This window comes from Chania multitudinisentens RB-25, from assembly GCF_000520015.2.
Lineage (GTDB): Bacteria > Pseudomonadota > Gammaproteobacteria > Enterobacterales > Enterobacteriaceae > Chania > Chania multitudinisentens.
Genome location: NZ_CP007044.2, coordinates 1,127,810 through 1,142,996 on the forward strand (window position 1 = coordinate 1,127,810; position 15,187 = coordinate 1,142,996).

Here is a 15,187-nt window from a genome sequence, read left to right on the forward strand (position 1 = left end):
ATCTTTCAAGTTGCTGCTGTGTGGACGGCTTTTGTTACCCCAGTCTCTTAATTGGCATCAGCGGCTGGGATTTGTTTTATTGCCGTCCTGCGACATCTTGAAATCTATTGAGCATCAAGCCGTTCCCCGGTGATTACAGATGAACGGCTTGTAGGCGTGCAAATTAGGATGGAACTTTCATTGATTGCTTTTCTTCCAACAGCTTGTCGACTACAGCTGGATCTGCCAGCGTTGAGGTATCCCCCAGATTGCTGGTATCTCCAGCGGCAATTTTGCGCAAAATACGCCGCATGATTTTGCCGGAGCGTGTTTTCGGTAAGGAGTCCGTCCAGTGGAGGACGTCTGGTGTAGCGATTGGCCCGATTTCTTTACGTACCCAGTTACGCACTTCGGTATAGAGTTCTGGCGTGGGTTCTTCACCATGATTCAGCGTAATATAGGCATAAATTGCCTGGCCTTTGATATTGTGTGGCACGCCAACCACTGCCGCTTCGGCAATTTTTGGGTGAGCGACCAAGGCAGATTCAATTTCAGCGGTACCCAGACGGTGACCGGAGACGTTCAATACGTCATCGACACGGCCAGTGATCCAGTAATAACCATCTTCGTCACGGCGTGCGCCATCGCCGCTAAAATACATTCCTTTGAAGGTGGAGAAATATGTCTGCTCGAAGCGTTCGTGGTCCCCGAATAAGGTGCGTGCTTGGCCTGGCCAGGAATCGGTGATAACCAGATTACCCTCGCAAGCCCCTTCTTGCGGCGTTCCCATGTTGTCCACCAGTGCGGGCTGAACGCCAAAAAATGGGCGTGTAGCGGAACCGGCTTTCAGCTCGGTTGCGCCAGGTAATGGCGTGATCATGAAACCACCGGTTTCGGTCTGCCACCAGGTGTCGACTATCGGGCACTTACCGTTGCCAATCTTGTTGTAATACCATTCCCAAGCTTCCGGGTTGATCGGTTCCCCAACGGAACCCATGATGCGTAACGAGTCGCGTTTTGTCCCCTCAATGGCTTTATCGCCTTCTGCCATCAAGGCACGGATAGCGGTTGGTGCGGTATACAGAATATTGACCTGATGCTTATCAACCACCTGTGACAAGCGATTCACACCTGGATAATTAGGAACGCCTTCAAACATCAGAGTGATCGCGCCGCAGGCCAGCGGGCCATACAACAGATAGCTGTGACCTGTTACCCAACCCACATCGGCGGTACACCAATAGATATCACCTTCGTGATAATCAAAGACATATTTGAACGTTAGCGCGGCGTAGACCAGATAACCACCGGTGGTATGAACGACACCTTTCGGTTTACCGGTAGAACCGGAAGTATAAAGAATGAACAGCGGATCTTCGGCGTTCATCTCTTCTGGTGGGCAATCGGCGGTAACGCCAGTGGTCAGTTCGTGCCACCAGAGGTCACGCCCTTCCTGCCAATAACCTGGTTTACCGGTACGCTGGAAGACCACCACATTACGAACGTTTTTCACCCCAGGGTTTTTCAGCGCATCGTCCACGTTCTTTTTCAGCGGCACGGCACGGCCAGCACGCAGGCCTTCGTCGGCGGTGATAACCAGTTTAGAGTTGGAGTCAATCAAGCGGCCAGCAACGGCATCAGGCGAGAAACCGCCGAAAATTACCGAGTGCACTGCACCAATACGTGCACAGGCCAGCATCGCGACGGCGGCTTCTGGCACCATAGGCATATAGATAGCCACGACATCACCTTTCTTCACCCCAAGCTTTTTCAGCACGTTGGCGAATTGGCAAACATCATGATGTAATTGTTGATAAGTGACGTTTTTCGATTGGGTAGGGTCATCCCCTTCCCAAATAATGGCGGTTTGATCGCCACGCGTGGCTAGATGACGATCCAGGCAATTAGCTGACAGATTCAGTGTGCCGTCTTCAAACCAGCGGATACTGATATGGCCAGGGTCAAATGAGGTGTTCTTGACTGTGGTGTAAGGTTTTATCCAATCCAGGATTTTGCCATGCTCTCCCCAGAATGCCGCTGGGTCTTGCACAGATTGTTGATAGTATTGTTGATATTGTACCGGGTTCATCAGGGCATGTTCTGCAATTGCAGAGGGAATAGCGTGTTTATGCAGTTGGCTCATGGTTTTTCTCCTTAGAATTGTTAATGATATGTCAACTGATGGTTAAGTATAGTTTGCCCTTATTTTTTGTTTCTTTTTTGCGCGGTGGATCACGCAACGAAGACATTGATTTGTAATAGTTACTGCTGTAACTGTGCCGTATATCTGTTTGGCCGTTGGTAAGAATTGTGCAACTGTTTTTTTCGCTAAAAACTTTTGAAATAACTAAAAGGAAGTAGAAGGAAAATGTTTATTTTTCCTGCTGGATGTTGAGATGGAGATATTATCTGCCCCAGTATTGCTGCTTTGTATGGGAGCTCGATAACTAATCTCTGCTAGGGGATGTTTAATGCAAACCATTCAAGCGCACGGCATGGAAATTCGGATTGCCGATTATGACGATATATCGCAAATGTTGTGACTGATACGACCTAGCAGAATAAGGGATGTGGAAGAGCCGTTCTTATCGCTTAAGTGAACGGCACCGTGTCGTTGACGGGGTTACCGAAGAGCAACGTTCAGGCGTTTATGGCCGGTGCTCCAGGCCTTTGCGTAAAATGATCAGCAATGCCAGTACGATAATACCTGGTAGCCAGACCCACAGCAGTTCTGAGACGATCACCGCATGGCCGGATGGTGTCAGATATTTGGCTAGGTTGAACGGTGCAACCCGGATGACTTGCCAGGGCGCGAAAAAACGTTCATCGCTCCATGGCCATAACCAGCCAACCCCTTTGCCGCCTGTGGTTATGGAATCCAGCAGGCTGTGCGATAACAGCGAGATAAACAAGAAAAACCAGGTCTTAAGCGGGCGTGTTTTAAACCAATGACACAATAATAAAGCCAATGTTGGCATTAACACGGCAAAAAACAGCGAATGTGTGAAGCCACGATGGCCAAACGCATCGCCATAGGCGACACCGAATTTGAAGGCCAACACATCGGCATCGGGCAGCATAGACAGCACCATGCCAGCGAATAGTAAACGAGGGGGAATGATTTTCTGGCCCAATCCTAATCCGAGGCAGAGAGGGACAGCGGCGTGAGTGATGATCGTTGGCATGATTTTCTTCTATGGCTTGAATCTGTGAAGCAGATACTGAAACCCAAGTGTGAAGTATTGATGAAGTATGCATATTGCCCTGTCATTTTATCATTTTCCTCGTGATTACCCTCGGTTGACTCTATTGATAAACTAGGATTACGCAGTAAGCTCATCACGGATGGAGGTTTTGATCATGTGGGATGTCATCGTCATTGGTTCAGGGATTGGCGGTATCACCAGCGCTGGGTTGTTGGCAGGTGTTGGTGGTAAAAAGGTTTTGGTGTTAGAAAAACACACAGAGCCTGGGGGATTGACCCATGTTTTCCGGCGTGATGGGGCGGCTTGGGATGTTGGCCTGCACTACATCGGCAATGTTGGGCCAGATTCTGCAACGCGGCGGCTGTTTGACTGGCTTTCATGTGGCGAATTGCAATGGAATCCACTTCCCGATGATTTTGACTGCTTTGTTTATCCAGATTTTCAGTTCAAGGTTCCTTCAGATCCTGCCTTATATAAAAAGCGTTTGATTACCCGTTTTCCTGATGAGGCAAGGGCCATCAAACGTTATTTTCGCGATATCAACTTATGTGCGCTTTGGGCGACTATGGGGTTTGTCCGCGCGTTTGTTCCCCAGAAAATAGCCCCTCTCATTCGCGTTTTACAGCGTTTAACCAGCCGTAAATCGCTCCAGACCACCCAACAATATATGGAGAAAAATTTTCGTTCCCCACTCCTGCGTGCGGTTTTGGTCAGCCAATGGGGTGATTACGGTTTGCCTCCGGCCAAGAGTGCTTTTGCTATTCATGCCCAGATTGTAAAACATTATTTAAATGGAGCCTGGTATCCACAAGGTGGCGCTGGCCGCATTGTACGGACGTTTGAAAAACGGTTAGAAAGCCAGGGTGGTGAGATACGCGTTAGCCAGGAAGTGGTTTCTATTATTATTGAAAACAATCGGGCCGTTGGGGTAAAGGTTATTGATAGAAGAAGCGGCGCAGCGCGTGAGGTGATATATCGGGCTCCTACTATCATTTCCAACATTGGTGTGGAAAATACGTTTCAATATTTATTGCCTGTAGATGGCGAAATCGGCAGTAAAACAGCCTCGATTCGAGCATTGGTTGAACGGCTAAAAGGCAACGCTGTATCCGCCGTCACATTGTATTTACGTTTAAAAGCCCCGATTTCCACCCTTGGCGTGCAGGGGGAAAACTATTGGATTAATACCCATATCGATCACAGTGATCTGGGTTTGCATTCCGAAAATGTAATGAAAGGCCAACCATCGCAAATCTATGTTTCTTTCCCGTCCGCCAAAGCGGGTGATGGTCGTTTCCATACCGCTGAAATCATCACTTTTGTGCTGCCTGATGCTTTTTCTGCCTGGCAGGGCACGGTCAAAGGCCAGCGTGGCAATGGTTATGCAGAACAGAAAAAGAGAGTGGCGGAAGGATTATTGAGATTAGCAGAAACCTCATTGCCTGGTTTGACACAGTTGGTCAGTTATTCTGAACTCTCAACGCCTTTAACGGTGGAGCATTATACTTCTCATCCCAAGGGCGGGTTTTACGGATTACCTGCCACACCAGAACGTTATAGCGCCTATTTTTTAGGGCCGACGACACCGATCGCCGGTTTATATATTTCAGGTACTGATGCCGGGTGTTTGGGGATTGTGGGGGCATTAATGGGCGGTGTTGGCGCAGCGTCACAAGTTCTGGGGCCCAAAGGCTATCATTTAATCCAGACGGCGGTGAAAAAAGAGCCGCAGCGTATGCCCGCTTACCCTTTGCCTACGAATAAGAAACGCGCAGTGTTACTCAATAAAACGCAGATTACCGCAACCATTTGGTATCTTCATTTTGAACTGGATTCACCTCTGGCAGCATTTGAGCCAGGGCAATTCGGGCGCTTACGTGTTGCCGATTACGAATGGCGTGATTATTCAATAGCGCATGCTGAAGGGCGAAAGATTCAATTTGTGATTGATACGCAAACTGGCGGCGATGGTTCTATTTTCGTCAACAATGCTACCATTGGGCAGCAGACTGATATTGAACTCCCACTTGGCCATTATACCTTGGTAAGAAATTCAAACCGGAAAGTATTTATTGCCACCGGAACAGGGATAGCGCCATTTTTACCTATGTTTAACCAACTTGAACGGGAAAAAAGTATTCATCTGGCCGAGTTGTTTTTTGGCTGCCAGACTTCTGCTGATGACATAACCCGCCATTTTTCCCCGTTACCTCCGGCTAAAATAGTGTGCCTTAGTAGAACAGAAACGGTTTCTGATGGGGTATTTAAAGGAAGAGTGACGGATGCGCTCAATAACCTGCGCTTTGATCCGGCCACAACGGATTTTTATGTGTGCGGTTCAGCGGCCATGGTCATGGATTGCCAATCTCTGTTAGCCGGGAAAGGGGCAAAGAATATTTTTATAGAAACCTATTAGGTTTTGCTCTGCCATCGGTGGTGCTTGTGACGTAAGGGTATCAACCAGGGAGTATGCGTGCTACATGCCCCGTTTTTGATGTTCATCATGGAATAATAAAACAGCGTAATCATTTTAATAAAACGTGGTTTCTTTTATTTGAAGGTGGCAATAAAGGGGATAGTATTCAACGTGCTGTATACCTATTAGCCTTTCAAGCCGCAGATGTTGTGTGCCTTACTCAGGCGCTGTCAAACCGAGCAGGGATCGGTTTGTCTTCAACAGTTGCTTGCCTGTAACTGGCGATGCTGTAGGTAGAGCGATCTTGACTGTTCCTCCAGTGATAAGGAATCCCCATGAGAATACAGTACCCACCTTCCTATATAACGATTAAGGCTATGTTTCTATTTATGGCGACCAGTTTGGTTACAATGACTCCACAGGCTTCCGCCATTCCTTTGAACAAGCAAGCACCACAGCAACTGCAAATTCCAATCTTATCGGCCGACGATAGCAGCCTGATGCTGGTGTGGAAAGCGCCGGAAGATACCCGTGATATTGTTGACTATCTGGTTTATGCAGAAGGGAAATTGTTGGGTAAAGCCAGTGAAAACAGCGATCGGTTTTCACCTGCCAAGCCTTACATCAATCATTTCTATGCGAATGACAAAGATAACTTCTCGCAGCGGATCGTGATCCAGAATTTCAAAGTGACGGGTTTAGCGCCTGATAGCCAATATTCGTTTACTGTCAAAACGCTTTATGCCGATGGCACACAGTCAGACGCCAGCCAAAGCATTACGGCAAAAACCACTCCGCTACCAACCGTGCTCAAGATCACTGATTTTGGGGCCAAAGGGGATGGCGCTACGTTGAATACCAAGGCGATCCAACGGGCGATTGACGCTTGTCAGCCAGGTTGCCGGCTCGACGTTCCTGCGGGAGTTTATAAAACCGGGGCACTGTGGTTAAAAAGTGATATAACGCTCAACCTGCAAGCGGGCTCTACCTTGCTCGGTTCGGATGATCCGGCGGATTATCCACCCGCCTATCGGTTGTATAGCTATTCTACCGAGATGCGGCCAGCTTCTTTGCTTAATGCCATCGACCCGGAACACGTAGAGCCGGGAACTTTCCGCAATATACGCATTGTTGGGCCTGGCGTGATCGACGGTAATGGCTGGCTGCGCCAGAAAACCGCTGAGATTGTTGATGAGGTTGGTAACCCACTGCCACAATATATTTCAAGTAAAAACAGTAAGGTGCATGAAGACGGTATCTTGGCTAAACATCAGGTCGCCAAAGCAGTAGCAGAAGGGGTACCGCTACAAATCGCTTATGGGCAGCGTCGATCCAGCCTGGTGACATTGCGCGGCGTTGAGAATGTTTACCTGGCCGATTTCACCGCACGCAATCCGGCTTTCCACGGCGTTATGCTGCTGGAAAACCACAATGTGACGGCCAATAACCTGATTCATCAGACCTTTGATGCTAACAACGGCGATGGTATTGAGTTTGGTAACAGCCAGAATGTGATGGTAATGAATAACTTTTTTGATACCGGTGATGACTGCATTAACTTCGCGGCAGGAACCGGTGAAAAAGCGCGTGAGCAACCTTCGATGAAAGGGGCTTGGTTATTCAACAACTATCTGCGCCGGGGGCACGGTGCGGTGGTAACGGGCAGTCATACCGGGGCCTGGATTGAGGATATTCTGGCTGAAAACAACGTAATCTACCTCACTGATGTAGGTTTGCGTGCCAAGAGCACCACGGATATCGGCGGTGGTGCCCGTAACATCACGTTCCGCAATAATGCAATGAAGGATATTGTCCGCCAGCCGGTGATCCTGACGTTGAATTATTCAGATCCTAACGCCAAGATTGATTACCCGGCGGCGAAGAAACCCGCGCAGTTTTATAATTTCCTGGTGCAGAACGTGACGGTACAGGGAACGCTGGAAGATAAGCCCGCTATTGAGATCAAGGGGAACAGTGAGAAGAATGCCTGGCACCGGCTGGTTCGCTTCGATAACGTGCGTTTCAATAATGTGCCCCCTACCGCCATCAGCGATTTAGAAGACAGCCAGTTTGACCGCGTGGTTTTTAGCCAATTACGTGGAGAGACTCCTTGGCATTTCAACGCTATCAGAAATGTGACCATCGACGGTAAACCCGTAACGCCTTGATGCATCTAAAGAGGTTTTAATGGGGACGAAGGCAGGGATTTCCCTGCCTTGATGGTTAGAGGGTTGGAGGTTTGCGTTTGAGTAACACACTCCGTTGTTGCTGCGGGTGATGGTCCATTTGATAACGGCTGCTTATGCCAAGGTATCTTTGGCGAGTAGCTCATTGAATAACGATTTTTCCGCCGCAATAATGTCGGTACGCCGTTTATCATCAATCAGCCAATTCAAACCGGCTTCAGATAAATCAATTGCAGTACCGTCCGGCGAGATAACTTTTCCGGCGAAAATCATCTGTTGGGTCAAATGTGCAATACCACCCACCCGGGTGTAATCAGCAATAAAACTTTGGTCGATAACAGCACCTTGTTCCAACAGACAACCTGCCCCAATAATTGCTGGCCCTCTGATCGTGACCCCTGGCTGTATTTCGGTACTGCTGCCAATATAGACTGGCCCTTCAATATCCAGCGTTGAAAAATCAGCTTTAACATTAAGGCCACACCAGATTTGTGGCGCAACCTGAATGCCTGGCATGGGATAGTCAGGCAACTCCTGATTAAGGATCATGCGGTTCACTTGCCAGAAGTCTTGCAGAGAGCCAATGTCTACCCATTGGAATGGCAGGGCAATACCGTAAAAAGGCACACCTAACTCAGCAAGTTTAGGGAATAACTGGCTACCAATATCATATTCAATGCCGTCAGGAATATAATTGAAGATCTCGGGTTCAAAAACATAGATACCCGTATTGGCATTGTTTGATAAGGCATCTTCTGCTTTAGGTTTCTCTTGAAATTTACTGACTCGGCCTTGCTCATCGGTAACCACAATACCGTATTTATTCACCTGATCGGTTGGAATGGGGCGCATAATCAAGGTAGCGACACTTTTTCTGGCCCGATGAAAAGCCAATACCTGATCGAAATCCACATCAATTAATGCGTCACCACACACCACCACAAAAGTATCATCAAAAAAGCCCGAGAAATTTTGGATGTGTTTCATACCACCGGCAGAGCCAAGTACGTTATCGACAAAGGTATTACCCTCCATAACACCTTCATAGGAGTACCCCATTTCGACTCCCCAGGCATGCCCATCGCGGAAATAATTCTCAATATCCCCGGAAAGGTAGCTGGTGTTTACCATTAACTGATTAAATCCATAGTTTCTTAAATGCTCAACAATCGATTCCATAATCGGTTTGCGGATTAATGGGATCATTGGCTTTGGCAATATGGTGGTCAGTGGTCTGGCTCTGGTTCCTTTTCCTGCGGCAAGAATCATGGCTTTCATAGTGAATATTCCTTGTGAATCAAGGTGCTACTGAGCACATTTGTTGTAATGTATTGCTTTGATCAACACCGATAGTAAATATTTTATCCATCCGGGTTAATTTGAACATACTGTGGATATTGCTGTTCAGTGAGCAAAGCGCAAGCTCACCTTTTCCATGTAAGGTTTTCAAGAGAGAAACCAGGGCACCTAAAAAACTACTGTCAATGAAATCTACCTGAGTAAAGTCCAGTAAGATATTGTGAGTCCCCTGTGCGATCATGGCTTGTATATCCTCCTTAAATTTGGAGGAGACTGATGCATCCAAGCGCCTGTCTAGGGGAGTAACAACTAATACATTGCCAATTGACTGTGTTTCAAAGTTCATTATCTCTTCCTTACAATACCGTTGGGAGGGGGAGGCTGTTATTGCGTTAGCTCACCAATAAAGAAATATCGTTACTCAATACTAAATATTCCAACCAGGTATTACTTTGATATTCATCTGATTGTGTTGGCCAGCAGTCATTCAATGGTCGTTGGATAGGTAAAAGTGTGAAAATAGCACCTTGAGGACGGGTTCACTCGGCCAATCCGCCAGCCTGAATCACTCAAAGTAGTAATACGCTATAAACCAATGTGTTGGCTAGCCAATACCAAAGGTTTAACAAACTACCTGTAATATAGACAGACGGTATTAAGCGTAGCACAGAGCTCTAGCCTTTCAATTCGCCAGGAAGGCTTCGCAGGAGGTTGAATTAAGGTGTGTGAGCTTTTGATACAGAAGTGCTTGGCTCGATTATTTGCCAGGCTCAGTGTCAGTAAATGCGCGTTTGTGTGGTGAGCTAATTAATTGAGGCTCTGCATGCAGAGCCTCCGAAGGTTATTTGCCGCGTGCAATTGCGCGGTAACCAATATCCTTGCGGCAGAAACTGCCTTGCCACTGAATACTTTCAGCTAATTGGTACGCTTGTTGCTGTGCTTCAGCGACCGTGGTACCTAAAGCCGTCACGCACAATACGCGACCGCCGCTGGTTACCACATCATTTCCCTGCATACGCGTACCAGCATGGAACACCTTTCCGTTGGCACTTTCCTGCTGTGGCAAACCATGAATTACATCGCCATTACGGTAATGGCCCGGATAACCTCCGGCAGCCAACACTACGCCTAGGGAAGGGCGCTCGTCCCACTCTGAAGTTTTCTCGCCCAGTCTGCCTTCAGCGCCTGCCAGGCACAGTTCAACCAGATCGGAGCGCAGGCGTAACATGATTGGCTGGGTTTCTGGATCACCAAAGCGGCAGTTAAATTCAATCACTTTGGGTTGACCGCCAGCATCAATCATCAGGCCGGCATACAGGAAACCAACGTAGGTGTTACCTTCCGCCGCCATACCGTGTACGGTTGGCCAAATGACCTGATCCATCACGCGCTGGTGGATTTCATCAGTCACAACCGGAGCTGGTGAGTAAGCCCCCATACCGCCGGTATTTGGGCCGGTATCGCCATCGCCCACGCGTTTGTGATCCTGGCTGGTGGCCATTGGGACCACGTTTTCACCATCCACCATCACGATAAAGCTGGCTTCTTCGCCTTCAAGAAACTCTTCCACCACGATACGGTGCCCGGCATCGCCAAAGGCATTGCCTGCCAGCATATCCTGAATAGCATTTTCTGCTTCTTGCAGCGTCATGGCGACGATCACGCCTTTGCCTGCGGCCAGGCCGTCGGCTTTAATCACGATAGGTGCGCCTTTGCTGCGTACGTACGCCAGCGCAGGTTCCACTTCGGTGAAGTTCTGGTATTCCGCACTTGGGATTGCGTGGCGGGCCAGGAAATCCTTGGTGAAGGCTTTGGAGCCCTCCAACTGGGCGGCGGCCTGTGATGGGCCAAAAATTTTCAGGCCAGCGGCTTGGAAAGCATTAACTACGCCAAGCACCAGTGGGGCTTCCGGGCCGACGATGGTGAGTTCGATAGCATGGCTTTTAGCGAAGGCTACCAAAGCAGGGATATCGGTCGGTGAGATATCCACATTGGTCAAATTGCCTTCCAGCGCGGTGCCTGCGTTACCCGGTGCGACATAAACATGATCTGCCAGGGGCGATTGGGCGGCTTTCCAGGCTAACGCGTGTTCACGCCCGCCGTTACCGATAATCAGAATATTCATCAGGTGCTCCATAAACAACGTGCGCTTTGGCGCACGCGGCAAAAGGGATTAATGGCGGAAGTGGCGCATGTCGGTGAAGATCATCGCGATACCGTGTTCATTGGCGGCGGCAATCACTTCGTCATCGCGGATCGAACCACCAGGTTGAATAACGCAGGTAATACCCACTGCGGCGGCGGCGTCGATACCATCACGGAACGGGAAGAAAGCGTCAGACGCCATAGCAGAACCAGACACTTCCAAGCCTTCGTCGGCAGCTTTGATACCGGCAATTTTCGCCGAATAGACACGGCTCATCTGGCCTGCGCCTATGCCGATGGTCATATTGTCACGTGCATAAACAATCGCGTTGGACTTAACGAACTTAGCCACTTTCCAGCAGAACAGTGCATCACGCAGTTCCTGCGCCGTTGGCTGGCGTTCAGAAACCACACGCAGATCGCTTTCAGCCACCATGCCCAGATCGCGATCTTGCACCAGCAGGCCGCCGTTGACGCGTTTGAAATCTAGACCAGCAACGCGTTGCTGCCACTGCCCGCAGGCCAGTACGCGCACATTCTGTTTGGCTGCCAGCAGGGAACGCGCTTCGTCGCTGATGCTTGGTGCGATGATCACTTCAACAAATTGGCGGCTGATGATTGCTTTTGCGGTCTCGGCATCCAACTCACGGTTGAAAGCGATAATGCCACCAAACGCTGAGGTAGGATCGGTTTGGTAGGCGCGGTCATAAGCAGCAAACAGATTGGCGCCAATCGCTACGCCACAAGGGTTGGCGTGCTTCACGATCACACAGGCTGGTTCCGCAAACTCCTTCACACATTCCAGCGCGGCGTCAGTATCGGCGATGTTATTGTAAGAGAGGGCTTTGCCTTGCAGTTGTGTCGCGGTGGCTACGGAAGCTTCCGGCAGATTATCTTCTATATAGAAGGCGGCTTGCTGGTGGCCGTTCTCACCGTAACGCATATCCTGCTTTTTAATGTAGTTCAGGTTCAGGGTTCGTGGGAAGCGGCCAGAAGGTTGCTCAGTTTCGCCGTGATAGGGCGGAACCAGCGTGCCAAAGTAGTTGGCGATCATGCTGTCGTAAGCTGCGGTATGCTCAAAGGCTTTGATGGCCAGATCGAATCGGGTTGAATGCAGCAGAGAACCTGCGTTGTTGTCCATTTCTGTAATAATGGCGGCGTAGTCGCTGCTTTTTACCACAATAGCTACATCTTTATGGTTTTTGGCGGCGGAACGCACCATGGTCGGGCCACCGATATCGATATTCTCAACCGCATCTTCCAGTGAGCAATCTGGGCGTGCAACGGTTTGGGCGAAAGGATATAGATTGACGACCACCATATCGATCGGCTTGATTGCATGTTGCTCCATAATGATATCGTCCTGACCACGGCGACCAAGTATCCCACCATGCACTTTGGGATGCAGGGTTTTCACTCGTCCGTCCATCATTTCAGGGAAGCCCGTGTAGTCAGAAACTTCAGTAACAGGCAGACCAGCATCCGCCAGCAGGCGGGCAGTACCGCCGGTGGAAAGCAGCTCTACGCCTCTTTGGGTGAGTGCTGCGGCGAATTCAACGATACCGGCTTTATCAGATACGCTGAGCAGAGCCCGGCGGATTGGACGAGGTTGTTGCATGGTTTTATCCCTTGGCTTTGAGTCGCAATATAAAGAGCGTTATGTGAATCTCTACCTTATATAGAGGCTTTAGAGGAGCAACAGGAACAGATTCAGGTAGCGCCCCCGTAAAAAGGGGATCATTTCGTCGCGGGGATTGTAGCGAAAACGTTTGCGCGGTGCTCGTAAAATTTCCGGGCAAATGCGTTCTGTGGATAAGTTGGTGCATAACCGGGTATAAGAGCGGGTTTTGCTGTGGAATGCAGCAAACGGTGAGTTTTGTCGAAAATACCTGTTGCGGCCTGCGTGGAACTGCCTATAATGCGCCTCCATCGACACGGAGCCTGTGAACACCATCACAGAGTCTCTGAAGATCACAGAGAAAAAACCTGCAAATTAAGGTTGACTCTGAAAGAGGAAAGCGTAATATACGCCACCTCGAGTTAGCAAGCGAAAGCGCGTAACTCACTGCTCTTTAACAATTTATCAGACAATCTGTGTGGGCACTCACAAGACGATATCCAGCCACTTCGGTGGCAAAAAAATATCAAGTCTTGAAGAGTGACCAAGCAGTAATTCATTGAAGTGAATTATTACAAACGTTGATTTTCGAGCATCGCTGCACACGTTGCAGCACATCAAGCTTTTAATTGAAGAGTTTGATCATGGCTCAGATTGAACGCTGGCGGCAGGCCTAACACATGCAAGTCGAGCGGCAGCGGGAAGTAGCTTGCTACTTTGCCGGCGAGCGGCGGACGGGTGAGTAATGTCTGGGAAACTGCCCGATGGAGGGGGATAACTACTGGAAACGGTAGCTAATACCGCATGATGTCTACGGACCAAAGTGGGGGACCTTCGGGCCTCACGCCATCGGATGTGCCCAGATGGGATTAGCTAGTAGGTGGGGTAATGGCTCACCTAGGCGACGATCCCTAGCTGGTCTGAGAGGATGACCAGCCACACTGGGACTGAGACACGGCCCAGACTCCTACGGGAGGCAGCAGTGGGGAATATTGCACAATGGGCGCAAGCCTGATGCAGCCATGCCGCGTGTGTGAAGAAGGCCTTAGGGTTGTAAAGCACTTTCAGTGGGGAGGAAGGGTACAGTGTGAATAGCGCTGTGCATTGACGTTACCCACAGAAGAAGCACCGGCTAACTCCGTGCCAGCAGCCGCGGTAATACGGAGGGTGCAAGCGTTAATCGGAATTACTGGGCGTAAAGCGCACGCAGGCGGTCTGTGAAGTCGGATGTGAAATCCCCGGGCTTAACCTGGGAACTGCATCCGAAACTGGCAGGCTAGAGTCTTGTAGAGGGGGGTAGAATTCCAGGTGTAGCGGTGAAATGCGTAGAGATCTGGAGGAATACCGGTGGCGAAGGCGGCCCCCTGGACAGAGACTGACGCTCAGGTGCGAAAGCGTGGGGAGCAAACAGGATTAGATACCCTGGTAGTCCACGCTGTAAACGATGTCGACTTGGAGGTTGTGCCCTTGAGGCGTGGCTTCCGGAGCTAACGCGTTAAGTCGACCGCCTGGGGAGTACGGCCGCAAGGTTAAAACTCAAATGAATTGACGGGGGCCCGCACAAGCGGTGGAGCATGTGGTTTAATTCGATGCAACGCGAAGAACCTTACCTACTCTTGACATCCACGGAACTTGCCAGAGATGGCTTGGTGCCTTCGGGAACCGTGAGACAGGTGCTGCATGGCTGTCGTCAGCTCGTGTTGTGAAATGTTGGGTTAAGTCCCGCAACGAGCGCAACCCTTATCCTTTGTTGCCAGCGGTTAGGCCGGGAACTCAAAGGAGACTGCCAGTGATAAACTGGAGGAAGGTGGGGATGACGTCAAGTCATCATGGCCCTTACGAGTAGGGCTACACACGTGCTACAATGGCGTATACAAAGAGAAGCTACCCTGCGAAGGCATGCGGACCTCATAAAGTACGTCGTAGTCCGGATTGGAGTCTGCAACTCGACTCCATGAAGTCGGAATCGCTAGTAATCGTAGATCAGAATGCTACGGTGAATACGTTCCCGGGCCTTGTACACACCGCCCGTCACACCATGGGAGTGGGTTGCAAAAGAAGTAGGTAGCTTAACCTTCGGGAGGGCGCTTACCACTTTGTGATTCATGACTGGGGTGAAGTCGTAACAAGGTAACCGTAGGGGAACCTGCGGTTGGATCACCTCCTTACCGAATGATATTGATTGCGTGAGTGTTCACAACAGATTGTCTGATAGAAGTAATGAGCAAAAGCGTCATAAAAGTACGGTGTCGTGTCCCCTTCGTCTAGAGGCCTAGGACACCGCCCTTTCACGGCGGTAACAGGGGTTCGAATCCCCTAGGGGACGCCAACTGCTTGC

8 protein-coding genes, 1 tRNA gene and 1 rRNA gene are annotated in these 15,187 nt (G+C 49.7%); 4 read left to right on the forward strand and 6 right to left on the reverse strand.

Annotated features, from left to right (window positions below; genetic code table 11):
- Positions 1 to 163: 163 nt before the first annotated feature.
- Positions 164 to 2,122: an acetate--CoA ligase gene (gene acs, locus Z042_RS04935; protein WP_024912712.1), complete on the reverse strand. Its 1,959-nt coding sequence runs from the start codon at positions 2,120 to 2,122 to the stop codon at positions 164 to 166.
- Positions 2,123 to 2,627: 505 nt separating this feature from the next.
- Positions 2,628 to 3,164, reverse strand: coding sequence for a metal-dependent hydrolase (locus Z042_RS04940; protein ID WP_024912713.1), 537 nt, complete (start codon positions 3,162 to 3,164; stop codon positions 2,628 to 2,630).
- Positions 3,165 to 3,339: 175 nt separating this feature from the next.
- On the opposite strand from Z042_RS04940, the gene Z042_RS04945 reads away from it, so the two are divergent.
- Together Z042_RS04945 and Z042_RS04950 are read left to right on the forward strand one after the other, a co-directional pair.
- On the forward strand, positions 3,340 to 5,601 hold the full coding sequence (locus Z042_RS04945; RefSeq protein WP_202901334.1) for an FAD-dependent oxidoreductase: 2,262 nt from the start codon (positions 3,340 to 3,342) through the stop codon (positions 5,599 to 5,601).
- A gap of 335 nt (positions 5,602 to 5,936) precedes the next feature.
- Complete coding sequence (locus tag Z042_RS04950) at positions 5,937 to 7,769, forward strand: glycosyl hydrolase family 28 protein (protein ID WP_024912715.1); 1,833 nt, start codon at positions 5,937 to 5,939, stop codon at positions 7,767 to 7,769.
- Between the two features lie 132 nt (positions 7,770 to 7,901).
- Here the strand turns inward: Z042_RS04950 and Z042_RS04955 are convergent, their stop codons facing one another.
- From Z042_RS04955 to purH, 4 genes are all read right to left on the reverse strand, one after another.
- A complete protein-coding gene (locus tag Z042_RS04955; protein WP_024912716.1) occupies positions 7,902 to 9,065 on the reverse strand; it encodes a nucleotidyltransferase family protein in 1,164 nt (387 codons plus the stop codon).
- Between the two features lie 19 nt (positions 9,066 to 9,084).
- On the reverse strand, positions 9,085 to 9,432 hold the full coding sequence (locus Z042_RS04960) for an STAS domain-containing protein (protein ID WP_024912717.1): 348 nt from the start codon (positions 9,430 to 9,432) through the stop codon (positions 9,085 to 9,087).
- A gap of 495 nt (positions 9,433 to 9,927) precedes the next feature.
- A complete protein-coding gene (purD, locus tag Z042_RS04965) occupies positions 9,928 to 11,211 on the reverse strand; it encodes a phosphoribosylamine--glycine ligase (protein ID WP_024912718.1) in 1,284 nt (427 codons plus the stop codon).
- A 48-nt stretch (positions 11,212 to 11,259) separates the two neighbouring features.
- Complete coding sequence (purH, locus tag Z042_RS04970; RefSeq protein ID WP_024912719.1) at positions 11,260 to 12,849, reverse strand: bifunctional phosphoribosylaminoimidazolecarboxamide formyltransferase/IMP cyclohydrolase; 1,590 nt, start codon at positions 12,847 to 12,849, stop codon at positions 11,260 to 11,262.
- 626 nt (positions 12,850 to 13,475) lie between these two features.
- On the opposite strand from purH, the gene Z042_RS04975 reads away from it, so the two are divergent.
- Positions 13,476 to 15,017: ribosomal RNA gene (locus tag Z042_RS04975) — 16S ribosomal RNA — on the forward strand.
- 85 nt (positions 15,018 to 15,102) lie between these two features.
- Positions 15,103 to 15,178: transfer RNA gene (locus Z042_RS04980), tRNA-Glu, on the forward strand.
- The last annotated feature ends 9 nt before the right edge of the window (positions 15,179 to 15,187 follow it).

Bases quoted from the DNA above. Each gene is read 5' to 3' on its own strand.
- Z042_RS04955 (WP_024912716.1), bottom strand. From the start codon at position 9,065: ATGAAAGCCATGATTCTTGCCGCAGGAAAAGGAACCAGAGCCAGACCA.
- Z042_RS04945 (WP_202901334.1), top strand. From the start codon at position 3,340: ATGTGGGATGTCATCGTCATTGGTTCAGGGATTGGCGGTATCACCAGC.
- purD (WP_024912718.1), bottom strand. From the start codon at position 11,211: ATGAATATTCTGATTATCGGTAACGGCGGGCGTGAACACGCGTTAGCC.
- Z042_RS04950 (WP_024912715.1), top strand. From the start codon at position 5,937: ATGAGAATACAGTACCCACCTTCCTATATAACGATTAAGGCTATGTTT.
- purH (WP_024912719.1), bottom strand. From the start codon at position 12,849: ATGCAACAACCTCGTCCAATCCGCCGGGCTCTGCTCAGCGTATCTGAT.
- Z042_RS04960 (WP_024912717.1), bottom strand. From the start codon at position 9,432: ATGAACTTTGAAACACAGTCAATTGGCAATGTATTAGTTGTTACTCCC.
- acs (WP_024912712.1), bottom strand. From the start codon at position 2,122: ATGAGCCAACTGCATAAACACGCTATTCCCTCTGCAATTGCAGAACAT.
- Z042_RS04940 (WP_024912713.1), bottom strand. From the start codon at position 3,164: ATGCCAACGATCATCACTCACGCCGCTGTCCCTCTCTGCCTCGGATTA.